This window comes from uncultured Pontibacter sp. (assembly GCF_947495565.1).
Classification (GTDB): domain Bacteria; phylum Bacteroidota; class Bacteroidia; order Cytophagales; family Hymenobacteraceae; genus Pontibacter.
This window is the reverse complement of sequence record NZ_CANLZM010000011.1, coordinates 147,540-170,438: the sequence shown is the minus strand read 5'-3', so window position 1 is coordinate 170,438 and position 22,899 is coordinate 147,540. Positions and strand designations below refer to the sequence as shown.

Here is a 22,899-nt window from a genome sequence, read left to right as displayed (position 1 = left end):
TCCTAAATTTTATCTAAAACAAAGGCTATCTGCACTATCGGCAAATATAAAAATGAACCAAACATGATACTCATCGCTGCTTTTTTAGAGCATGTACGCATCAGGTAAAAGGTTTGAGCCAAGAACAAGACTCCACAAATTACGGCAATCATAGCTGATGTTATACCTGTCATACCAAATTGCAGAGGTAAAAGGCTCATGGGTATCAATACTAATGTATAACTCATTATCTGGATAGCAGTTTTAAGGTTTTTACCACCAGCCATTGGCAGCATCTTAAAACCAGCCTTTTTATAGTCATCATCTAGCACCCATGCTATTGCCCAAAAATGAGGAAATTGCCAGAAAAATTGAATTCCAAATAATATGACAGCTTCAATCTCAATAGCACCTGTAGCCGCAACCCAACCAATTAGTGGAGGCATAGCTCCTGGAATTGCCCCTACAAACACGCATATTGGGTTTATACGTTTTAGCGGAGTATAGATGAAACCATAAAGTACTAGGGACAGCAAAGACAGGGCAGCAGTTAGCGGGTTAAAGTAAATGCTCAGCAGCACGGTACCTGCTACAGCCAGTGCAATACAAAATACCACAGCTTCTGCTACAGTAATTCTACCTGTAGGTAATGGGCGCTTGGCTGTACGTTTCATATGCTTATCCAAATCCTTTTCCAGAATCTGATTAATTATATTGGCAGCACCCGTAACTAACATGCCTCCCATCATAACCAAAGCGATATCATACCACCTCGCGTTCGGGAAACCTAATATAAAGCCAATGGCACTAGAGAAAGCAACAGTTAAACTTAATCGGAACTTTAAAAGTTGAAAATATGCTGTTGCTTTGTTAGCCATAGTAGAAAACTGCAGTAGTATCTCAGAATTACCAGTGTACATCAATTATGAATTACTACTCGCGATGTTTTAGCCTTGCTAGAGGCATAGTTGTAAATAATCAGAAGCTGAAACTGTACACCAAACAATAATGCGGCAAAAGTAAGGTGTAGTGGTTGAAGCATTGGAGGGATAGCAAAATATGCCATCATAACTCCGATTACTATTTCTGCACCTACTAAAATTAACATAATACTTGTTAATCTATTCAGCTTTCGGTTTTGCAGTTTATACAACAGTAGCGCTACATAAATGTGCAAGGCAAGTAAAAATATAGAGTAAGAACGATGTATGTAAAAACTTAACCCCAATCTATCAACCCAAAGCTCTCTATCAACACCTCCCAACATAGTTGAAATTAGGTCTACCTCTTCACGAACCTGTGTTCCGATGAGTATTTGAATAAAGGTTAATATTCCAAGTACCCAAAGGGATAAGTAAATTTTAGGAGAAGACTTATAGTCAGCTTTCTCAATCTCTTTATTAGCCCGGGCGACTGCGTATTGTAACATGGCGACAATAACAAGAGCCAAAGCCATGTGTATTGTAATTGTTACTGGCAGTAAGTTCGTAGAAACTACAATTGAACCTAACCACCCCTGAAAACCAACTAATAGAAAACTTGCAAAAGCAAGATAGAAAATACTTTTATCGCCTTTTAGGTATGGTATAGCATATACAACTGTTAAAAATATGAATATACCGATCAAGGCACCTACTAGGCGATTGATGTACTCTATCCAAGTTTTAGTAACGTTAAATTCCGTTTCTATATATTGGCTTGGATGAGAAAAGATAGTTTCTGAAACCTTGTCAAACCCTAGATCTTCTAAAAAACCAGCAAGTTTCTGATTCTTCTCAATCCGCTTCTGCTTATAAGTTTCCAGGTAATCGTCCGGAAGTTGACTAACATCAGTCGGAGGAACCCAACTGCCGAAGCATTTAGGCCAGTCAGGGCATCCCATGCCTGACCCAGTGCTTCTAACGACTCCTCCGACTAATATTAGAAAGTAGACAGCAAAGACTGTCAGTAATCCAATATTTCTAAATCTTTTATACTGAAAAGATTTGACTAACATTTTACTTATTCAAAGTCTCTCTCGTTTGGCAGGTTTGAAGACTGCGTCTGCGAATAAGGGACTGTTTGTGGAATGTAATCTTCAGCAGCACCTGGCTTGCTATAGTCATATGGCCATCTGTATACAGTTGGTAGTGGGCCTGGCCAGTTACCGTGTCCAGGAAGTACCGGTGTAGTCCACTCCAGCGTATTTGAATGCCAAGGGTTCTCTGTAGCTCTTCTACCTTTAAATATGCTGTAGATAAAGTTAAACAGGAATATAAACTGTGCTGTAAAGCCTAGTATAGCAGCAATACTGATGAAAGTGTTCATATCAGTAAAGATGTTGAAGGTCTCAAAACCAGTCCAGTTATAGTATCTTCTTGGGAAACCTGCGATACCAATGTAGTGCATTGGCATAAACACAAGGTAAACTGAAATGAATGTCAACCAGAAGTGTACAAATCCTAGCTTTTCATCCAGCATGCGCCCAAACATCTTAGGGAACCAGTGGTAAACACCGCAGAACATACCAAAGAACGCTGCAGCACCCATTACTAAGTGGAAGTGGGCAACAACAAAGTACGTATCATGTAGCTGGATATCAAGAGCAGAGTTACCTAAGATAATACCCGTTAAACCACCTGAGATGAAAAGAGACACGAAACCAATAGCATACATCATAGCCGTAGTGAATCGAATGTTACCTCTCCACAAAGTTGCTATCCAGTTAAACACTTTAACTGCAGAAGGCACAGCAATAATCAATGTCAGGAACATAAATACAGATCCTAGGAAAGGATTCATACCTGTTACGAACATGTGGTGTGCCCAAACTACAAACGATAGAACAGAGATACCTATTAGGGAACCAATCATTGCTCTATAGCCAAAGATTGGCTTACGCGAGTTAGTAGCAATTACTTCAGACACTAGACCCATGGCAGGCATAATTACAATGTATACCTCTGGGTGACCCAGGAACCAGAACAAGTGCTGGAAAAGAATCGGGCTACCACCTGTGTTTGACAATGCTTGTCCGGCAATGAAAATATCTGATAGGAAGAAACTAGTTCCGAAGCTACGGTCAAAAATCAGCAAAAGAGCTGCAGAGAACAGTACCGGGAAAGCAAGAAGTCCTAAAATAGCTGTCAGGAAAAATGCCCAAATTGTAAGAGGCATTTTAGTCATGGACATACCTCTTGTACGGAGGTTGATTATTGTCGTGATATAATTTACACCACCTAAAAGCTGAGATACAATGAAAAGAGCCATTGCTACAAGCCACATGCTCATACCATCTCCAGAACCTTGAATAGCTTCTGGTAGAGCACTTAAAGGCGGGTACACTGTCCATCCACCAGCCGCAGGGCCAGTTTCTAAGAACAGAGAGATAAACATAACCACACTCGACAAGAAGAAAATCCAGAAAGAGAGCATGTTCATGAACCCTGATGCCATATCACGGGCACCAAGCTGAAGCGGAATCAGAAAGTTACTGAATGTACCACTTAATCCTGCTGTCAACACGAAGAACACCATGATGGTACCGTGCATTGTCACTAACGCAAGATAAAATTCTGGATTCAGCTTACCGTTTTCAATCCAGCCGCCTAATATAGGCTCTAAAAATGTAAAAGTAGCTTCTGGCCAGCCTAACTGGAGTCGGAAAAGTATAGATAGGAATCCACCTACAAAAGCCCAGAAAATACCCATGAAGAGGAATTGCTTAGCAATTACCTTATGGTCTAGGCTAAATACATACTTTTCAAAAAAGTTTTGATCATGATGATGGTCATGCTCTTCATGAGCATGATGCACATCCTTATTAATCGAAATATCTGTACTAGACATAGTCAGTATTAATTAAAATGCTACAACTCAGTTTTTACTACTTCAGCCTTCTCCTCCGAGTGTGCTTCAGCTACAAGTTCTTTAGATGCTTTAGTTGATAACTTAGCTAACACCTGTGGATTCTGCTCTACAAAAGGAGTCTGATCAGCTAACCAAGCTTCGTAATCCTCTGGCTCATCAACTACAACTATAAAACGCATCGCAAAGTGACCGCGTCCGCAGATTTCAGTACAAGCTAGCTCATACTTGAAATCAGGGTTTCCTGTCTCGTTAGCCATCTCGTTAGTTGTTTTAGTCGGTACAAACCAGAACTTGGTTGGCATGCCTGGTACAGCATCCATTTTAAGGCGGAAGTGCGGCATGAAAACACTATGGATTACGTCTCTAGATCTGATCTTCAACAGGACCGGCTTTCCCTTTGGAACGTGGATCTCACGTGGCATAAAGTCGTCCATAGCATTTGGATCACTGAAATCAACACCCATTTCGTTTGTGGCATCGATCAATGTATGTTTTGCGACACCAAGCTTGCCATCAGCACCTGGGTATCTAACCATCCAGTTAAACTGCTTCCCCATTACTTCAACTACAACAGCATCTTCAGGAGCTGCACTAGTTATATTTGTCCAGGTTTTCCAGCCGCCGAAAACTAATACTGCCATTACAACTGCAGGAATCATCGTCCAGATAATTTCCAGTTTGTTGTTATGAGGGTAGTAATAAGCGCGCTTATCATCTTGGTGCTGATACTTATATGAATATAAGAATAATAGCACTTGCGTGATAATGAACACTATTCCGATGATGATCATAGTAGTCCAGAACAGGTTATCTGTCCATTCTCCATGCACAGAGCCCAAAGGAAGATTCATTTCATCCCAAGCATCTGCAAAAGACCATGCAAACGCCGCTCCTCCTAAAATCAGGAAGAGCAGAAGAAGTGTACCGTTAACACGGTTACTTATTTTTGTTGTACCGGCCGCACGCTCTGAAGAACCTCTAAAGATTGATGACAGCGTTCCAATCCTGAAAAGCAGGAAAAGAATAACCAGTAATAGAACAATGGATAAACCAATGGCGATCGTAATCATTTTATAACGCTTTTAGTATAGTCTCTAAACATGATGGTGAACACTCTCCTCCAGGAACGGGTGATTAACAGGCACCAGAGAAACTTTTGAAAGTCCTTTGGTGAAAGCCAGCAAGAACACGCCTAAGAAGATAAGTGCAGTACCCAATTCCATGAATCCTAACCCTGCGCCGGTACGTAATGTTCCAGGCATCATCATCAGGTAGAAATCAAACCAGTGCCCCACAAGAATAGCAATAGTAACTATTTTTAGCATGATCATCTGACGCTTTGCATCTCTCGTCATCAGAACAAGGAATGGGAATACAAAGTTTACAATCAGATTCATAAAGAAGATCCAAGTATAGTGACCTTCGTTTCCGCTAAGTCTTTCAATGAAATAGATCGACTCCTCCGGAATGTTTGCATACCAGTAAAGCAGGAATTGAGAGAACCAGATGTATGTCCAGAAAATTGAGAATGCAAATACAAACTTTCCAAGGTCATGCAGGTGGTTTGAGTTAACCATTTTCAGGTAACCGTTCTGCTTAAGTATAATTACTGTTAATGTAATAGCGGCAAGGCCTGATACCCACCAGCTGGCGAACACATACCAACCAAACATTGTTGAGAACCAGTGTGTATCAATTGACAATACCCAGTCCCAAGCTGCAGTTGAAGAAGTAATACCGAAAATTACCAGGAACATTGCTGAGATGCGGATACTCTTGTGGTAATAGTTAGTTCCGCCATTCAGGTCTTCGTTGTTTGATTCTCTTCTCAACCACATGGAGAAATAAATCCACAGAGCGAAGTAGATAACCATTCTGATCAGGAAGAACCAGAAGTTCAAATACCCTGATTTACCAGCAATGATTGGGTCATAGCGTGGATCATTTACATCATAAAGATATTCATGTGTCCAGTGGAAAACATCATGGCCTCCGAACAAGAAAACTACCAGCATAACAATACCTCCGATTGGCAGGAAGTAGCTTAATGCCAGGGGTATTCTTTTTATCAATACAGACCATCCGGCGTAAGCGACATATTGTACTGCTACGAAGAATGTTCCAACCAGGGCTATACCTGTAAAATACACGTTATTAAGCCATAGATTCACGAACAAACGTTTTGTCCATGAAACAGCTTCATGACCTGCGGCAGCGGCCTCACCATGGCCTTCTGCATGATGCTCTGCTCCCCCGCCTGCAGCCATAAAAATGATGCCTGCTATAAGTAGAACTACACCTACAGCTATCATTAAGAAAAACTTATTGTTCGTTTTTCTGGAAATGATGAGTCTTTCTTCTGTCATTATCCTTTATTATTATGCCTTAGACTTAGTTATTAGGAGTTCCGGTTACAGGATTTTCGGTACCAGTTTCCGCAGCTTCGCTAGCGGCCTCTTCCGAAGCATCATCAGAAACAGGAGCACCTGTTTCACCTTTTTGGAGCTGCTGAACATACATAACTATTTTCCAGCGCTCTGTAGGGTCTACTTGTGAGCCGTGAGGCATCATTCGGCCTCTACCATAAGTGATTACGTGATAGATATGGCCTCCTGTAAGTTCAGCTACGCGGCCTGCAGTATAAGAAGGCACCCCTTTGAACTTTTGTCCAACAAGGCCTTGCCCATCTCCTTCTGCGCCATGGCATGGAGAGCAGAAACGGGTATAAAGGATTTTACCTTCTTCAAGAGTTTCTGCATTCTTTGTGAGTGGGTTTTTCAACTCTACTCCAGCCGTTTCAGCATTATCTTCAGTCAGGTAGACGTTATAACCTTGCTTTCCACGGGCTACTGAGCCTTTTGCAGGCTCACGCATATTCATGCCGGCAGGGTTAAACTTGTTCTCCTTGATCTGAGAATATGGATCAAGTGGAACTGAATGATACATATCCGGAGCATATTCCAGCCCTGGGTCTTGCTCATTGCTGCAGGAAATGAGAACTGCAGCAGAGAAAAGTATAGCTGAGGCTTTAAAGCCTGTTCTTATTAATCTTTTCATTATTTTACTACCTCCTTCTCATTAACTTCAATTGCACCGTTAGAGCGAAGCAGATCATTCAGAGCATCCATATTAGTAACTCCATCCTTCACTTCTATCGCCATTACAAATTTATCGTCTGTAGAGCGTTTGTCAAATACATTAACTTTTAACGATGGCCTTAGTTTAGATACAATAAAGAATGTGATCACCATGCTGAAGGCACTGAAAAGAACCGTAAGCTCAAATGTAACTGGTATGAAAGACGGCAGGGAGATGTGTGGTTTACCACCAATTATCATCGGCCAGTCAAAGCCCATCATCCATATTTGCATCCATAGTGCGAAAGACATTCCGGTTAATCCTCCAAAAAATGCTACAATCGGTAATCTTGATCGTTTTATGCCTAATACATCGTCAATGCCGTGTACTGGGTAAGGAGAAAACACTTCATAAATATTAGTTCCGGCCGCGCGGATATTTTCGATGGCTGTTAACAGCACATCTTCATCATCATAAATACCTAGAACAAACTTCTTATTCATTGCGATGTGTATTAGAGTTCAAATCCTTGTCCGTAGCATGCATTGTTGCAGCTTTACCATGGTGGGCGTTCACTTCTGAAGAAGACTTCAGAATAGATTTCACCTCTGCCATGTTCACTACTGGGAAAAACTTGGTAAACAGCAGGAAAAGTGTAAAGAACAAGCCAATTGTTCCTACATAAACCCCAATGTCAATCATGGTTGGGGAGAACATTGCCCACGATGATGGCAGGTAATCTCTATGCAGGGAGGTTACGATGATCACGAAACGCTCGAACCACATACCAATGTTTACGAAGATTGAGATGATGAATGTGGCTGTTAAGCTTCTTCTAATTTTTCTGAACCAGAAAAGCTGAGGAGTAATAACGTTACATGTCATCATTGACCAGTAAGCCCACCAGTAAGGTCCGAAAGCGCGGTTAATAAAGGCGTACTGCTCATACTCTACACCTGAGTACCAAGCAATGAAGAACTCAGTTGTGTATGCAACACCTACGATTGACCCCGTCAGGATAATTACCTTGTTCATCGACTCCACGTGCTCAAGGGTAATATAATGCTCTAGGAAGAACACCTTTCTAGTGATAATCATCAAGGTAAGTACCATCGCAAAGCCGGAGAAGATCGCACCAGCCACAAAGTATGGAGGGAAAATCGTTGTGTGCCAGCCTGGAATCACAGATGTTGCAAAGTCCATTGATACGATTGTGTGCACAGATAGTACTAACGGAGTAGCAAGGCCAGCAAGAATCAGGGAAACTGTTTCGTAACGCGACCAAGCTTTAGCAGAACCAGTCCAGCCAAATGAAAGAACAGCGTATGCTCTTCTAGCAATAGGACCTGTCGCACGGTCTCGGATAGTTGCGAAATCCGGAATAAGACCGATGTACCAGAAAACTAGTGATACTGAGAAATAAGTTGAGATCGCGAATACGTCCCAAAGTAGTGGTGAGTTAAAGTTAACCCATAATGAACCGAATGTGTTTGGCAATGGAAGCACCCAGTAAGCCAACCATGGGCGGCCCATGTGTAGTACCGGGAACATCGCGGCGCAGATTACGGCAAAAATTGTCATCGCCTCAGCCGCACGGTTAATTGAAGTTCTCCATTTCTGACGGAAAAGGAGAAGAATGGCTGAGATTAGTGTTCCGGCGTGACCGATACCTACCCACCATACGAAGTTGGTGATATCCCATGCCCAACCTACAGTTTTATTAAGTCCCCACTCTCCTATACCGTACCATAGAGTGCGGTAAACAGAGTAGATAAATATAGCTAAGCCTACCAGTGCAACGGCAAGGGCAGCAGCCCAACGCACGTTGGGCTTTGCCTCCACTTGTCTGCAGACATCTTCGGTGATGTCGTGGTATGTTTTCCCCCCTGTTACCAGAGGCTCTCTTATCGGAGATACATGCTGCATAAAGCTCTCAGTATTTAATGTTAAGCTAAGTTTCTTATTTTAGTCAGGTACGTTACGTTTGGCTGGGTATTTAACTCCTCCAGAACGTGGAATGCGCGCTCACCCTGCTGTCTAGCCAGAATCTTTGAAATTCGGCTTTCCGGGTTTTTCATGTCACCAAACACAATAGCTTCTGTTGGGCAAGATTGTGCACAGGCGGTCACGATATCTCCATCTTGTGGTCTTCTGTTTTCGCGCTTCGCTTCCAGCTTACCTAGCTGTACACGCTGCACGCAGAAAGAACATTTCTCCATTACACCTCTAGTACGAACAGTTACATCTGGGTTCAGCACCATCTTGCCCAAATCGTTGTTCATAGTTTCGTTGAAACCGAACTTGTCGTTGTTGGCGTAAGCGAACCAGTTAAAGCGACGTACTTTGTATGGGCAGTTGTTAGCGCAGTAACGTGTACCAACGCAACGGTTATAAACCATTTGGTTGATACCTTCTGAGCTGTGCATAGTAGCAGCTACCGGGCAAACAGTTTCGCAAGGAGCGTGGTTACAGTGCTGGCAAAGCATTGGCTGGAAGATAACTGAAGGATTATCCGCGGGATGCTCCATTTCAGCATAATCTTTCTCTTCATGCTCTTTTGCGCTGTAGTACCTGTCGATACGCATCCAGTGCATTTCGCGTCTGTTCAGCACTTCTGCTTTACCTACTACCGGAATGTTGTTTTCTACATTACAGCTCATAGTACAAGAACCACAGCCAATGCATGAGTTAAGGTCGATAACCATTCCCCAATGGTGGTTTTTGTACTCATAATCATCCCATAGTGAGATGGTAGCTGGTTTCGCCGGGCCTTCATGCGTGGCAAGACGAATATACTTAGTTACCTCTTTAGGATTTTCTTTATACTTAGCTAAGGTGTTTTCCTGCACAACAATACGATCCATAATAGTATGGTGCGTTTGTGTTTGTGCAATCGGAGACGTAGCATTTGTTTTCTCAAGCTTAACTCCGCTGGTATACAATACTGCGTTATCAGCAACCGTTGCTATAGGATAAGCATTTGCACCTAAACCGTTTGCAACTGGCATAGCTTCCAAATCACGGCCATAACCCATGGCAATAGCTACAGTACCGTTTGCCTGACCTGGTTGTATTAACGCAGGCAGTTCTATGCTTTCGTTGTTAGCAAAAGTAACTTTCAGTACATCTCCTTGTACAACCTGCATTTCCTCAGCCATTAGACGAGGAACGGCCACATAGTTGCCCCAAGTTGCTTTGGAAACCGGATCCGGAAGTTCCTGCAGCCAAGGGTTGTTGATCATTTCGCCAGTACCGATGCTTACTTTCTCATAAAGCACAGCCTCAACACCAGCCGGTTGTATTTTTCTTACTGAAGTAGAAGCTGTAGCCGTAGAGGTGCTTACCTGAAGCATGCTTGTGCCGTTCTCAAGCACACCATCATGCACAGCTTTCTCCCAGAACTTATTAAAGTCTCCGCTCGCAACTGATCTCCAGTTGTTGCGCATGTACTCGTAGAAGTTTGTTTGCTGATCACTCCACACTAACAGGCTGTCCTGCATCTGACGTGTTGTGAAGATAGGGCTGATTACTGGCTGAGAAAGGCTGATATAGCCACGCTTCGGCTCAAAATCGTTCCAAGACTCCAGGTAATGATGATCCGGAGTTACAAAATCTGCAAACTTGGCCGTCTCCTCTACTCTATCAGCAAAAGATACTTTCAAGCCTACTTTTTTCAATCCTGATACCACTCTTGCGGCAAGCGGGTGGTTATAAGCTGGGTTCGCGTTGAAGAAGAACACAGCTCCTACAGAACCAGCATTCATCTCTTCAATCAGGCGAATCATAGCAGCATCGTTACCTTGTTTAACAAAGTAAGGAGCAGCAGTGTCAATTGTAGTTCCTTCAGCACCTAGAGCAGTATTGATAGCTTTCACCATCGCCTGAATACCCGGATCGTTTGAACCGCATACTACAAGCGCTTTGCCTCTGTTTGCCTGCAGGTCTTTAACAACAGCTGCCATTACTTTGGCATCAGCTGCAGACCCTGAAGAAGCACCTTGCCCTGTTACTGCATTGTGTAGCGCCGTAACAAAAGCAGCTTCTTCAGATGGTTTGATCGGAACACGTACGTCAGCATTAGAACCAGTCAGCGACAGCATTGTCTCGAACTGATAGTGACGTGACATAGACGGGTTATCCGCATCTACCTTTCTGGTTTGGATGTACTGCTTTGCGAAAGGAACAGGGGCTACCCACGTTCCAAGGAAGTCAGCATTGATACCAACTATGATGTTAGCCTTGCTGAAGTCGTAGCCAGGTATAACGCCGCCATTAGCCTGTAATAGAGCTGAGGCAGAATTTGCGTCATACGTTACATGTTCGAAATTGCCGAAGCGGGATCCGAACTCATCAATTAATCTCTTAGTAGAAGGGCTGATGATAGTAGAAGATACAAAAGCCACTTTGCCACTCACGTTGGCTAGGCGAGACTTAATCTGCTTATCTACATCCTCCCATTTAGCCTCTTTACCGGCAATAAGCGGGAAGCGCAGGCGGTTATTGTCATATAAGCCCATTAAAGAGCCTTGTGCTTTCGGACTAGTGCCTAGTGGCGTTAACCCTGAGCTTGGGTTTGGCTCAATCTTAATCGGTCTTCCTTCACGGGTCTTTACAAGTATACTGTTGTAATCTCCATTCAGGTAAAAAGTAGAGGCATACCAGTTCGCAACACCCGGCTCCACATCTACTGGTTTGTTTAAGTATGGAATAGCTTTACGTACCGGGGCTTCGCAAGAGGCCAGTGATACGGCTGCCATACTAAATCCTAACAGCTTCAGGAAATCGCGGCGGCGTGTTTTGCCATTTGAAGACTCTCCTCCCTCCAGTTCGTTCACCGGCAGGAATTCTGGAAACTCATTATGAGCATGCTTCTCGAATTCCGGAGCATTTTCCAGCTCCTCAATTCCTTTCCAGTATTTTATTCTGTCTTGCATATTATATCTAGAAAACTCGAATGCTTAGTTGAAATAGAGATTGATTAGTAGTGACACTTAGAACACTCCGTACCACCGTTAGATGACACCGTGAAGGCACCTTTAGATGAAGCCTCATGCAGTTCCACTAAATTATCGTAGTAACCGTTACCCTCTGTGTTCAAAGGCGTTTCACGGTGACAGTCGATACACCAACCCATTGTAAGTGGTGAATACTGGTAAACCACATCCATTTCTTCAATAGGACCATGACATGTCTGGCACTCTACGCCACCCACCTGCGTGTGCTGAGAGTGGTTAAAGTATGCCAGGTCAGGCAGGTTATGTATACGCACCCACTGAATAGGCTCATTGCGCTCAATCGCTCTGTAAATCTTCTGAATCTCAGCAGACTCCGTTTTAATCTGGCTGTGGCAGTTCATACAGATGTTGGCAGAAGGGATGCTTGCGCTTTTGCTTTCGTATACAGTTGTGTGGCAGTAGTTACAGTTGATCTGATGCTCACCGGCGTGCAGTTTGTGCGAGAAAGCAATTGGCTGCTTCGGCGCATAGCCTTGCTGAATACCAACACCCATCACCTTATCAATTGTCAGGTCCAGGAGAACCACGACAAAAATCAGCACAACAAGCGTACGAACAGCTTTCGACTTATATATTTTAGAGAAGTCAAAACGCTGGTTAACGATCTCGGCATCATACTCGTTAAGCTTGCGGTTTTGGTTCAGGTAGTTCTTCATTAAAGACGCGATCAGCAAGAGTGTTACCACCAGCACGATCAGCACGATAATCAACACTACCAACACGATATCCAGGTAACCGCCAACGGCACCAATAGCATCTGTGCCAACGTTCTCACCGGCAGTAGCGCCAGGCACTCCTTCTGACGGAGCGGAAACTACGCCTTGCCCAGACTCGATGTAAGCAAGTATAGATTTCACCTCATCATCAGAGAACGCAAAAGAAGGCATTGCCTGCTTGTTGTACTCGTTATAAACAGCTACTGCGTCAGCATCTCCTGACTGGATTAGCGCCTGAGAGTTCTTGATCCAGCTGATTAGCCAAGATTCGCTGCGTTTGTCTGTTACGCCTTGCAGGCCAGGGCCTACGATAACGTCGCCTCCGGCAGAGTGACAAACGGCACAGTTGTTTTTAAAAAGAGCCTCCCCTGCTGAAATTACTGCTGGATCTCCGGTAGACACTTCCGCACCTTCTGTAGCTCCGGGCGTAACGCCTTTCTGAGCTATCTCTGCCTGCTCGCTGGCTTCTTGTGCAAATGCACCAAACGAAACCACCAGGGCCAACAGGAAGGTGTACAAAATTTTGGATTGAGTTTTAAGTATACAGCTAATCATAGCCAAGATCACTTGTGTTTAGTATATGATATGGTGAAATTACTTTACGGGCACAAATCTACTATGCGAATTCCATTATTCAAACAGAATAGTTTATTATTTGGCATCAGCAGGGGCGCCCACTCCCAAGCCATACTTTAGTAGCAAAAAAGCCATTTTTCAAGCATTTAGGGCATCTTTATTTATAACCTTTCTAAATAGGTCAACCTTCCCGGCTCATACTTGTTTATAAAAAAAATCATATACCATACAACTTTATCACAATCATCTATAACCTTATTTGGGTTATTTATACTTGTGTTTACTTAAGTATAAATTGAACAGAATTATTCTGTAAAAGTTAAAATGATATTCGATAAGGTGCCTTTACTTGATGCATCATTTATACTCCTATATATATAAGGTGTAATTTTGCTACATATGCTTACTCGCTTTTGCTCACGCTTTACTTAATTATATACTTAGCTATTGTTAATTTGAGATTAGTCCCTTACCTTTGCAGGCTAAAATTATAACCATAAATCGAACCGATGGAATTGAGAAATTACGAAACTGTCTTCATCCTGACTCCGTTGCTGAACGAGACTCAGATGCAGGAAACGGTCGAGAAGTTCAGAGAGGTGCTAAAGGAAAATGGCGCCGACATTATTCACGAAGAAAACTGGGGTCTTCGTAAACTGGCTTATCCTATCCAGAAGAAGTCTACAGGTTTTTATCACCTGGTTGAATTCAAAGCGCCTACAAACGCTATAGACGCTCTTGAACTGGCTTATCGCCGTGATGAAAAAGTAGTTCGTTTCTTAACAACTGCCCTTGATAAGCACGCTGTGGCTTACAACGAGCGCAGAAGAAATGGCGAGTTCAAATCACAAGCTAAAAAAGAGGAGGTAAAAGGATAATGAGCTTAGTTAACGAAAGAGTACACAAACAAGAAAACCGTCAGAAATACTGCCGTTTCAAGAAGAGCGGTATTAAGTATATCGACTATAAGGATGGTAACTTCCTGCTTAAGTTCGTGAACGAGCAGGGTAAAATCCTTCCAAGAAGACTTACAGGCACTAGCCTTAAGTTTCAGCGCAAAGTGTCTCAGGCGGTTGCCAGAGCAAGACACCTTGCCATTTTACCTTATGTAACGGATTCTTTAAAATAAGGAGGTCGAACGATGGAAGTAATACTTAGAGACGACGTTAAAGGCCTCGGCTACAAAAACGACATTGTTGAAGTAAAGCCAGGTTACGGCCGTAACTACCTTATCCCACAGGGTCTGGCAGTTATCGCTGATAAATCAAGCAGAAAAGTAGTGGCTGAGAACATTCGTCAGGCTGCTCACAAAGCTGAGAAAATCCAGAATGACGCGCAGGAGCTGGCTAACAGCATCGGCGGCATCACACTTGAGCTTCCTGCTAAAGTAGGTGAAACTGGTAAAATTTTCGGTTCTGTAACTACTAACCAACTTTCTGAAGCCCTGAAGGCCAAAGGATTTGATGTAGACCGCAAGCGTATTTCTTTTGACCAGGACGTGAAAACAGCCGGCGACTACACCGCTACGCTGAACCTGCACAAAGAAGTGAAGCACCAGGTTAACTTTAAGGTAGTTGCTGAATAAGCTTTACTGAAGATAACATTTCAAAAGCGTCCTGCCCCACCGGCAGGACGCTTTTTTTTGCCATATTACACGTATAATCAGTTTAAAAGCCACCACTATATGTTCCGGACCCAAGTACAGGTGCCACACGCTGGCCTTGATCTTTCCTTGCAGCACAAAGTGCTTACCGTTGGCTCCTGTTTTGCAGATGTTATTGGTAGTAAGTTGCAGCAGCACAAGGCTGATGTAGTGGTAAATCCCTTTGGCACCATATTTAACCCAAATTCTGTTGCCCTACTGCTGAAAGCCGCTGCTGGCCAAACTTATACTTTTGAAGAGCACCTCGTGCAGCAAAACGGCATCTGGTATGCTTACGATCTGCACTCCTCCCTCTCTAATACAAATAAGGCAGAGCTGCTGCAAACAATACAGGAGCGGCTACAGCAAAGCGCACAGCAGCTGCAAACAGCATCGCTCCTGATCATAACCTTGGGTACAGCTATCGCCTACCGGTTGCATAGCACAGGAAAGGTAGTGGCAAACTGCCATAAGTTACCTTCCAGCAACTTTAAGCGTGAGCTGCTCTCCATGGAGGAAATGCAACATGCTTTTGATGAAATGCTAGGCCAGATAAAGCAGGTAAACCCAAGTATAAAAGTGCTGCTAACAGTGAGTCCGGTCAGGCACATTAAGGAGTCTATAGAAATGAACAGCGTGAGTAAGGCGAGTCTGCGGCTGCTGTGCCACCGGCTGAAAGAGGCGCACCAGGAGGTTTTATACTTCCCGGCTTACGAAATCATGATGGATGACCTGCGCGATTACCGCTTTTACAAGGAGGACATGCTGCACCCTACCCCACTGGCAGAAGATTACATCTGGCAGAAATTTGTGGATGCTTTTTATACTTTAGAGTTCCGTCAGTTTATGCTGAAATGGGAGAAAATACAGCGTGCCGTGGCGCACAGGCCGTTCCACCCTCACTCAGACGCGCACCAAAAATTCCTTCACAGTACTTTAGCACAGGTAAAGGCCCTGGAGCAGCAGTACAAAATCAATGTTAAAAGCGAAACCGAGGTTCTCCAGAAACAACTTACCCATTAGCTTTACCGGCTAAACACTTTTACCTGTCTTGTGCGTAGAAATAAAGCAAAAGGCACAGGTTTTATACTTGCGGCGCAGCTTAAAATCAGTTGAGCCACTGTAAGTAAGGCAACATTCCCAACTATCAGAATTGGCAAGTATAGCCACCTCCTGTGCCTTTCCGCTAACCGACTAGAGCTATGGCAGGAGACACAAAAACCAACCGACTTATACATGAGAGCAGCCCCTACCTGCTGCAGCACGCTTACAACCCTGTAGACTGGTACCCTTGGGGCGAAGAAGCGCTTCAGAAAGCCCGTCAGGAAGAAAAGTCGATTTTAGTTAGCATTGGCTACGCAGCCTGCCACTGGTGCCATGTAATGGAGCATCAGTCCTTTGAGCAGAAAAGTATAGCCGAAGTCATGAATAAGCATTTTGTGTGCATAAAAGTGGACCGGGAAGAACGCCCTGACGTGGACGCTGTGTACATGGATGCGCTGCATGCGATGGGACTGCAAGGCGGATGGCCGCTCAATGTGTTTCTAAACTCAGAGGCAAAGCCTTTTTATGGAGGCACTTACTTTCCTCCTCAGCAGTGGAAGGCGCTACTCCACAGTATTGCGCAGGCTTACGAGAAAAACCGCAGTGAGCTGAACGAATCCGCTGAACAGTTTGTGCAGCATCTTAACCGGAACGAGTTGGAGAAGCACGGGCTGCAGCAACAGAATCACCACATCCGGGAGGAGGACTTTAAACTGATCGGTCATAATCTGAGCAAGCAGTTCGACAGAAAAAAGGGCGGCTTAGGCGATGCGCCTAAATTCCCGATGCCCAGCAACTACCTCTTTCTGCTCCGTTACCATCATCACACCAGCGACCAGACCATACTTAACCACCTGCACCTCACGCTGCGCGAAATGGCATATGGCGGCATTTATGATCAGATTGGTGGTGGCTTTGCGCGCTATTCAGTAGATGCAGATTGGCTTGTGCCGCATTTTGAAAAGATGCTGTATGACAACGGGCAACTAATAAGCTTGTATGCAGAAGCTTACCAGGCAACCCGCGAACCGCTGTACCACGATGTGGTTTACGAAACGATAAACTTTGTGGAACGTGAGTTGATGAGCCCAGAAGGAGGCTTCTACTCTTCTTTGGATGCTGATAGTGAGGGCGAGGAAGGTAAGTTTTATACTTTCACGAAGGATGAGCTGCACGAAATTTTAGGTGATGAGGAGCCTATTTTCTCGAAATACTACCACGCCTCAGCCTCCGGAAACTTTGAGCACGGCCGTAATATCCTATACCGCCGCATTACAGACGAGAAGTTTGCCAGAGAAAATGAGCTGGAGATGGATGTGCTGGAGGAGATGGTGCAAACCTGGAAACAGAAGCTGATGGATGTCCGCGCCAACCGCATCCGCCCCGGTTTGGATGACAAGGTGCTCACTTCCTGGAACGCGCTGATGCTTAAAGGGCTGGCAGATGCATACTATGTTTTCGGGAACAAGCATTTTATGGAGCTGGCACTTAAAAATGCCCATTTTATACTTGAGCACCTCAAAAAAGAAGATAAACTCTACCACAACTATAAAAACGGGAAAGCCACCATTGATGGTTTTTTGGATGACTACGCGCTGCTGATTCGTGCTTTTATGCGTGTGTACGAGGTGACATTTGATAAGAAGTGGCTGCTGGAGGCTAAACATCTGACCGATTATACTTTAGAAAACTTCTTTGATGAGACAGAAAAGCTGTTTTTCTACACAGATAAAAACACAGCACAACTAATCGCCCGCAAGAAAGAGTTGTTTGATAATGTGATTCCCTCCTCCAACTCCGTGATGGCGACAAACCTGCACATGCTACATTTATACTTTGATGAAGAGCATTACGCGGCTCTCTCAACCGAAATGCTGACAAGGGTAAAAGATTTGCTGCTAAAAGAGCCTTCACACCTGAGCAATTGGGCTAGTTTATACTTTCACAAGCTTACACCTACCGCCGAGATAGCGATTGTTGGCCCTGAAGCACCTGAAATGCGCGCTGAACTCACCTCGTTCTACCTTCCTAATACCATTATGGCAGGCACCACTACTCCTGAAAGTAACAATATCCCGCTGTTAGAGCACAGGGTGGCCATCAACGGAAAAACTACTGTGTACGTCTGCTATAACAGAACCTGTCAGTTTCCGGTACACACGGCTGCAGAGGCACTAAAGCAACTGAAGGAAGCTGAGCAGCAACCGAAATTCCCGTCGCTATAGGTTGCCGCAGAGTAGCATACCTAAGATTGTAATACATCGCCAAATCTATCTACCGCTCAACAGTTGTGATTAAGCGCAAATCTGTTGCTGCTTGTCTATTTCTGTTGTTACTTCGGCTAAGGTGTTTTCGTCTGTTCCTGTAAATGTGTAATTTAGGGGCACTAACTAACAGCTAATCTATTGATGACGAAACGTACCTACCTGAGTGTAGTACTGGCTGCGGCGCTTGCTCTCCCTTTCGGCGCGGCTCATGCTCAGGACAAAAAGAAGGAAGATGCTAAATGGCAGGTTGATGCCGAGCATGGTCCACAAAAAGAAATCTCGTTTACAACTAATGAGGGCACCTGGATGAGTGTGGATGTAAGTCCGGACGGCAAGGACATTGTATTCGACATGCTGGGTGATATCTACATTATGCCGATTTCCGGAGGTAAAGCCAAGCTCCTCAGAACCGGCCGCCCGTACGAGGTGCAGCCACGTTTCAGCCCTGACGGCAAGTATATCTCGTTCACTTCAGATGCAGGTGGCGGCGATAACATCTGGGTAATGGAGCGCGATGGCTCAGATGCCAAGCAGATCACGAACGAAAGCTTCCGACTGCTGAACAATGCTGTCTGGACGCCGGACGGCGAGTATCTGATTGCGCGAAAGCACTTTACCAACACCCGCTCCTTGGGTGCCGGCGAAATGTGGATGTACCACAGAACAGGCGGAACGGGCGTGCAGCTAACAAAGCGCAAAAACGACCAGCAGGATGCAGGCGAGCCATTTGCATCGCCGGACGGCAAGTATGTATACTTCTCGGAGGACATGAGCGGAGGCTCTTCTTTTGAGTATAACAAAGACCCGAACGGCCAAATCTATGTCATCCGTAGAGTAGACCGCAGCACCGGCGAGATTGATAACATTGTAACAGGCAACGGCGGTGCTGTACGCCCTGTTCTATCCAGAGATGGCAAGTACATGGCCTTTGTGCGCCGCGTGCGTACCAAATCTGTACTTTTTGTACATGACCTGAAAACTGGTGAAGAATGGCCGATCTACGATAAGCTAAACCATGACCAGCAGGAAGCCTGGGCCATTTTCGGTGCCTATCCATACTTCTCCTGGACTCCGGACAACAAAAACATTGTGTTTTGGGCGGATGGTAAAATCAATAAGGTGGATGTAGCCTCTAAGCAGGTTTCTAACATTCCGTTTGAGGCCTCGGCTACGCACTACCTGACAGGTGCTGTGCGCCACGACCACAGCAAGAACGGAGGCGTTTCGCCGAAGCAGTTTACAGCCAAGGCTATACGTCATGCCGTTACTTCTCCGGATGGTAAAACGCTGGTTTTTAACGCAGCAGGCTATATCTATAAAAAAGAACTGCCGAACGGAAAACCTCAGCGAATCACCAACAGCCAGGATTTTGAGTTCTACCCGTCTTTTTCACCGGATGGAAAATCAATCGTATACGCCACCTGGAACGACGATAATTTCAGCGCATTGTACAAGCTCGACATCCGCAAGAAAAACGCAAAGCCAACCAAGCTGACAACTGAGAAAGGCTTTTACGCTAACCCAAGCTATTCGCCAGACGGCAAGCACATTGTGTTTAGCAAAGAAGGCGGCAACAGCCACATGGGTTATGCGCACGGCAAGGAGAAAGGCATTTTTTATATGCCAGCCAACGGAGGCAAAGCGACTCTGGTGCAGGAGCGCGGTTCTTCGCCGCAGTTCAACGCTACTTCAGATCGCATCTTCTTCACCGGACGCGAGGGCGAAAAATACGCCTTTAAAAGTGTGGACCTGAACGGCAAAAACGAGCAGACGCATTATACTTCTAAGTATACCGACCAGTTCTTCCCTAGCCCGGATAACAAATGGATTGGATTTATGGAGTTGTTCAACGGTTACATAGCACCGTTCACGGCCAACGGATCTGGTCTGGACCTGAACAAGGATACCAAGGCTGTTCCAGTTGCCCGCTTCACCCGCGATGCCGGCACCAGTATCCACTGGTCAGCCGACAGCAAGAAAATCAACTGGGTGTTGGGTGACGAGTATTTCTCTAACGACCTGAAAAACCGCTTTACGTTTGTGGCCGGTGCTCCTGAAGAATTGCCAGCCATCGACACGACAGGCACAAAAATAGGTCTGGAGCTGAAAACCGATATTCCGGAAGGTAAAGTAGCCTTCACCAACGCCCGCATCATTACCATGAAAGGCGATGAAGTGATTGAAGGAGGTACTATTGTTGTAGACGGCAACCGCATTGTGGCAGTTGGCAAAGGCGTAAACGTACCGAAAGATGCAAAAGTGATTGACGCAGCCGGCAAAACCATCATGCCTGGCATTGTGGATGTGCATGCGCACCTAGGTACGTTCCGTTTAGGTATGAGCCCGCAGAAGCAGTGGTCGTACTTTGCAAACCTGGCCTATGGCGTTACTACCACCCACGACCCATCTTCCACCACCGAAATGGTATTTAGCCAGTCGGAAGCCGTAAAGTCGGGGGCCATGGCAGGTCCGCGCATCTACTCTACGGGCACCATACTTTACGGAGCTGATGGTAACTTTAAAGCCGAGATTAACAGCCTGGACGATGCCCGCTCACACCTGCGCCGCATCAAAGCCGTAGGCGGCTTCTCGGTGAAAAGTTATAACCAGCCACGTCGTGAGCAGCGCCAGCAGGTAATACAGGCTGCCCGCGAACTGGACATGAGCGTGTATCCGGAGGGTGGCTCAACCTTCTTCCACAACATGACCATGGTACTGGACGGGCACTCCGGTGTAGAGCACAACATACCTGTTGCCCCGCTTTATAAAGATGTACTGGAAGTATGGAAAGCCTCTGAGGTAGGCTATACCCCAACTCTAATTGTAGGATACGGTGGTGTAACCGGTGAGTACTACTGGTACCAAAAAACCAATGTTTGGGAGAAAGACCGCCTGCTCAAGTTTACGCCTCGCTCTATTATTGATGGACGCTCGCGCCGCGTAACGCTTGTGCCAGACGAAGAGTATGAGCAGGGCCACATTGCCACTTCTAAAGCTGCCAAAGCCCTGGCGGATAATGGCGTTAAGGTAAACCTGGGTGCCCACGGGCAGTTGCAGGGGCTAGGTGCGCACTGGGAACTGTGGATGCTGCAGCAAGGCGGCATGACCAACCACGAAGCTTTGCGCGCAGCCACGTTAAACGGTGCGGAATACATTGGCATGGGCCACGAAATTGGCTCTCTGGAAACCGGTAAACTGGCCGACCTGATTGTGTTGGACCAGAACCCGCTGGAGAACATCCAAAACTCTGAGCACGTGAAGTATACTATGATTAACGGCCGCCTGTACGATGCCGCTACCATGGCTGAAATCGGCAACTACAACAAGCAACCAGGCACATTCTGGTGGGAAAACGACAAGTACGCCACCGCCTTTGACTGGCACGAAGGCACCGACACCCGCTTTGAAGGTATTGCCGGTGAACACTGCACTTGCCGCCATTAAGGTTAAAGTATAAAAAAAAGTGGCTGCTCCGGATGGGGCAGCCACTTTTTTTTTTTGCTTTAGCAGTACAGTGCTTGCTAAGAATTATATTACTCCTTCACCGCCGCCAGCACACGCTTAAACAGTTCATTTTGTTTGCCATCGTGCCAGCGCCATACTATTACAATATCATGTTCCGGGTCTACCCAAACGGTGTTCTGGCCGGCACCAAGCGCCGCGTAACTTGTTTTAGGAGCATCCGGCCAAGCCTCTCCTCCTGTGTTCAGCCACCAAAGGTAGCCGTAGTCTGGGCCAACTTTACCGCGCTGGGTAGTAGCTTCCTGCACCCATTCTTTTGAAATCAGCTGCTTATCTTTCCAGCGGCCGTTGCGCAGGAAAAGGTAACCGAAGCGGGCTTCGTCGCGGGCGCTTATCCAGAGGCCGCCGCCCCAGCGTGTACCACCGCTAACCGATGGCATTTGCTGGCCGTTTATTTCTACAACCGAGTTTCTGTAAGGCACCCATTGCCAGGTTTCAGAAGCGTCTATCGGATCCATAATCTCATCTTCCAGCACCTTTGGCAGCGGCTTTTCCCAGAGGCGAAGCAGTGAGAGAGCAAACCGGTTAATGCGGGTGTCGTTATACTCATAGAAAGTACCCGGCTCCTGCAGTTCGCGCGGCTTTCGCTCCCCTCGGCCATAGGCTTCTTTACCGATAAAGTCGTCTTTTTTGCCCCACATCTCACCTTGCCATTCCGATGTCTGACGCGCATGGTGCTCCCATGTTATTTTGCTGTTATGCTCAGAATCATACCCGCCGTCCTGCACATACTTTGCCACCGGATCGTTTATACTTTGGATCATGCCTTTGTCTAGCGTTAACCCCAGTATGGTGGACAGAAAGCTTTTGGCAGCGCTGTAAGTTGGATCTGCTGCTTTGGTATCGCCCCACTCTGCTACAATAAAGCCGTCTTTTAAAATGATGCCGTTGGTATTAGCTCGGGTAGCTGGCAAGGAGCCTAAAGGTTCGCCGAAAATGTCTTTTTGGGTAGAGAAGTCTTTCTGGATCTGAGTTGTTTCCTGCAGTTTAGCCCATTCTACAGCCTCCTGCAGCTTTGCAGCGTCCAGCCCGAGTTCTTCAGAGTTGCGGCGCTCCCAGTTATCACCGGCACCCGGATAGTAATAAGCAGTAGTGGTTTGCTGCTGCTGTTGCACTTCGGCAGAAGTGGTTTGCTGCGGTTGCGGCTGGCAGGCTGCTAAGCCCAACGCCAGAACCAGCGCTATGTAAGTATGTTTTAGCATATATATGAA

The 22,899-nt window shown here is 45.5% G+C and carries 17 protein-coding genes; 6 read left to right on the top strand and 11 right to left on the bottom strand.

From position 1 onward, the window contains the following. Positions 1-2: 2 nt before the first annotated feature. From cyoE to Q1B04_RS14615, 10 genes are read right to left on the bottom strand one after another with little or no spacing between them, the layout of a single operon-like run. Positions 3-857: a heme o synthase gene (gene cyoE, locus Q1B04_RS14660; RefSeq protein ID WP_299760050.1), complete on the bottom strand. Its 855-nt coding sequence runs from the start codon at positions 855-857 to the stop codon at positions 3-5. Positions 858-898: 41 nt separating this feature from the next. Further along, positions 899-1,975, bottom strand: coding sequence for a COX15/CtaA family protein (locus Q1B04_RS14655; RefSeq protein ID WP_299760048.1), 1,077 nt, complete (start codon positions 1,973-1,975; stop codon positions 899-901). 5 nt (positions 1,976-1,980) lie between these two features. Then, positions 1,981-3,807, bottom strand: a complete 1,827-nt coding sequence (locus Q1B04_RS14650; RefSeq protein ID WP_299760046.1) for a cbb3-type cytochrome c oxidase subunit I — start codon at positions 3,805-3,807, stop codon at positions 1,981-1,983. A 20-nt stretch (positions 3,808-3,827) separates the two neighbouring features. Next, the gene (locus Q1B04_RS14645; RefSeq protein WP_299760044.1) at positions 3,828-4,898 is read right to left on the bottom strand and encodes a cytochrome c oxidase subunit II; all 1,071 of its coding nucleotides are present in this window, start codon (positions 4,896-4,898) and stop codon (positions 3,828-3,830) included. Positions 4,899-4,922: 24 nt separating this feature from the next. Beyond that, positions 4,923-6,194, bottom strand: a complete 1,272-nt coding sequence (locus Q1B04_RS14640; protein WP_299760042.1) for a quinol:cytochrome C oxidoreductase — start codon at positions 6,192-6,194, stop codon at positions 4,923-4,925. Positions 6,195-6,219: 25 nt separating this feature from the next. After that, positions 6,220-6,885, bottom strand: coding sequence for a cytochrome c (locus Q1B04_RS14635; protein ID WP_299760040.1), 666 nt, complete (start codon positions 6,883-6,885; stop codon positions 6,220-6,222). After that, positions 6,885-7,409 (bottom strand): DUF3341 domain-containing protein, encoded by a 525-nt coding sequence (locus Q1B04_RS14630; RefSeq protein ID WP_299760038.1) that lies wholly within the window; start codon positions 7,407-7,409, stop codon positions 6,885-6,887. The genes Q1B04_RS14635 and Q1B04_RS14630 overlap by 1 nt, the downstream gene beginning before the upstream one ends. After that, positions 7,402-8,832, bottom strand: coding sequence for an NrfD/PsrC family molybdoenzyme membrane anchor subunit (gene nrfD / locus Q1B04_RS14625; protein ID WP_299760035.1), 1,431 nt, complete (start codon positions 8,830-8,832; stop codon positions 7,402-7,404). The genes Q1B04_RS14630 and nrfD overlap by 8 nt, the downstream gene beginning before the upstream one ends. A gap of 20 nt (positions 8,833-8,852) precedes the next feature. After that, complete coding sequence (locus tag Q1B04_RS14620; protein ID WP_299760033.1) at positions 8,853-11,840, bottom strand: TAT-variant-translocated molybdopterin oxidoreductase; 2,988 nt, start codon at positions 11,838-11,840, stop codon at positions 8,853-8,855. Positions 11,841-11,884: 44 nt separating this feature from the next. Further along, positions 11,885-13,156 (bottom strand): cytochrome c3 family protein, encoded by a 1,272-nt coding sequence (locus Q1B04_RS14615; RefSeq protein ID WP_366524707.1) that lies wholly within the window; start codon positions 13,154-13,156, stop codon positions 11,885-11,887. Positions 13,157-13,722: 566 nt separating this feature from the next. On the opposite strand from Q1B04_RS14615, the gene rpsF reads away from it, so the two are divergent. From rpsF to Q1B04_RS14585, 6 genes are all read left to right on the top strand, one after another. Beyond that, a complete protein-coding gene (gene rpsF, locus Q1B04_RS14610) occupies positions 13,723-14,091 on the top strand; it encodes a 30S ribosomal protein S6 (protein WP_299760031.1) in 369 nt (122 codons plus the stop codon). Beyond that, complete coding sequence (gene rpsR / locus Q1B04_RS14605) at positions 14,091-14,342, top strand: 30S ribosomal protein S18 (protein WP_007652662.1); 252 nt, start codon at positions 14,091-14,093, stop codon at positions 14,340-14,342. Before rpsF ends, rpsR begins: the two co-directional genes overlap by 1 nt. A 12-nt stretch (positions 14,343-14,354) precedes the next feature. Next, positions 14,355-14,798 (top strand): 50S ribosomal protein L9, encoded by a 444-nt coding sequence (rplI, locus tag Q1B04_RS14600; protein WP_299760026.1) that lies wholly within the window; start codon positions 14,355-14,357, stop codon positions 14,796-14,798. A gap of 99 nt (positions 14,799-14,897) precedes the next feature. Next, complete coding sequence (locus Q1B04_RS14595) at positions 14,898-15,878, top strand: GSCFA domain-containing protein (protein WP_299760024.1); 981 nt, start codon at positions 14,898-14,900, stop codon at positions 15,876-15,878. A 179-nt stretch (positions 15,879-16,057) separates the two neighbouring features. After that, positions 16,058-18,124: a thioredoxin domain-containing protein gene (locus Q1B04_RS14590; RefSeq protein WP_299760022.1), complete on the top strand. Its 2,067-nt coding sequence runs from the start codon at positions 16,058-16,060 to the stop codon at positions 18,122-18,124. A 183-nt stretch (positions 18,125-18,307) separates the two neighbouring features. Then, positions 18,308-21,610 (top strand): amidohydrolase family protein, encoded by a 3,303-nt coding sequence (locus Q1B04_RS14585; RefSeq protein WP_299760020.1) that lies wholly within the window; start codon positions 18,308-18,310, stop codon positions 21,608-21,610. Positions 21,611-21,699: 89 nt separating this feature from the next. Here Q1B04_RS14585 and Q1B04_RS14580 read toward each other — a convergent pair whose 3' ends face one another. After that, a complete protein-coding gene (locus tag Q1B04_RS14580) occupies positions 21,700-22,890 on the bottom strand; it encodes a serine hydrolase (RefSeq protein WP_299760018.1) in 1,191 nt (396 codons plus the stop codon). Positions 22,891-22,899 lie beyond the last annotated feature (9 nt).

Coding starts and splice junctions, on each gene's coding strand:
- Q1B04_RS14595 (WP_299760024.1), top strand. CDS start 14,898: ATGTTCCGGACCCAAGTACAGGTGCCACACGCTGGCCTTGATCTTTCC.
- cyoE (WP_299760050.1), bottom strand. CDS start 857: ATGGCTAACAAAGCAACAGCATATTTTCAACTTTTAAAGTTCCGATTA.
- Q1B04_RS14630 (WP_299760038.1), bottom strand. CDS start 7,409: ATGAATAAGAAGTTTGTTCTAGGTATTTATGATGATGAAGATGTGCTG.
- nrfD (WP_299760035.1), bottom strand. CDS start 8,832: ATGCAGCATGTATCTCCGATAAGAGAGCCTCTGGTAACAGGGGGGAAA.
- Q1B04_RS14580 (WP_299760018.1), bottom strand. CDS start 22,890: ATGCTAAAACATACTTACATAGCGCTGGTTCTGGCGTTGGGCTTAGCA.
- rpsF (WP_299760031.1), top strand. CDS start 13,723: ATGGAATTGAGAAATTACGAAACTGTCTTCATCCTGACTCCGTTGCTG.
- Q1B04_RS14585 (WP_299760020.1), top strand. CDS start 18,308: ATGACGAAACGTACCTACCTGAGTGTAGTACTGGCTGCGGCGCTTGCT.
- rplI (WP_299760026.1), top strand. CDS start 14,355: ATGGAAGTAATACTTAGAGACGACGTTAAAGGCCTCGGCTACAAAAAC.
- Q1B04_RS14645 (WP_299760044.1), bottom strand. CDS start 4,898: ATGATTACGATCGCCATTGGTTTATCCATTGTTCTATTACTGGTTATT.
- Q1B04_RS14640 (WP_299760042.1), bottom strand. CDS start 6,194: ATGACAGAAGAAAGACTCATCATTTCCAGAAAAACGAACAATAAGTTT.
- Q1B04_RS14620 (WP_299760033.1), bottom strand. CDS start 11,840: ATGCAAGACAGAATAAAATACTGGAAAGGAATTGAGGAGCTGGAAAAT.
- Q1B04_RS14650 (WP_299760046.1), bottom strand. CDS start 3,807: ATGTCTAGTACAGATATTTCGATTAATAAGGATGTGCATCATGCTCAT.
- rpsR (WP_007652662.1), top strand. CDS start 14,091: ATGAGCTTAGTTAACGAAAGAGTACACAAACAAGAAAACCGTCAGAAA.
- Q1B04_RS14635 (WP_299760040.1), bottom strand. CDS start 6,885: ATGAAAAGATTAATAAGAACAGGCTTTAAAGCCTCAGCTATACTTTTC.
- Q1B04_RS14655 (WP_299760048.1), bottom strand. CDS start 1,975: ATGTTAGTCAAATCTTTTCAGTATAAAAGATTTAGAAATATTGGATTA.
- Q1B04_RS14590 (WP_299760022.1), top strand. CDS start 16,058: ATGGCAGGAGACACAAAAACCAACCGACTTATACATGAGAGCAGCCCC.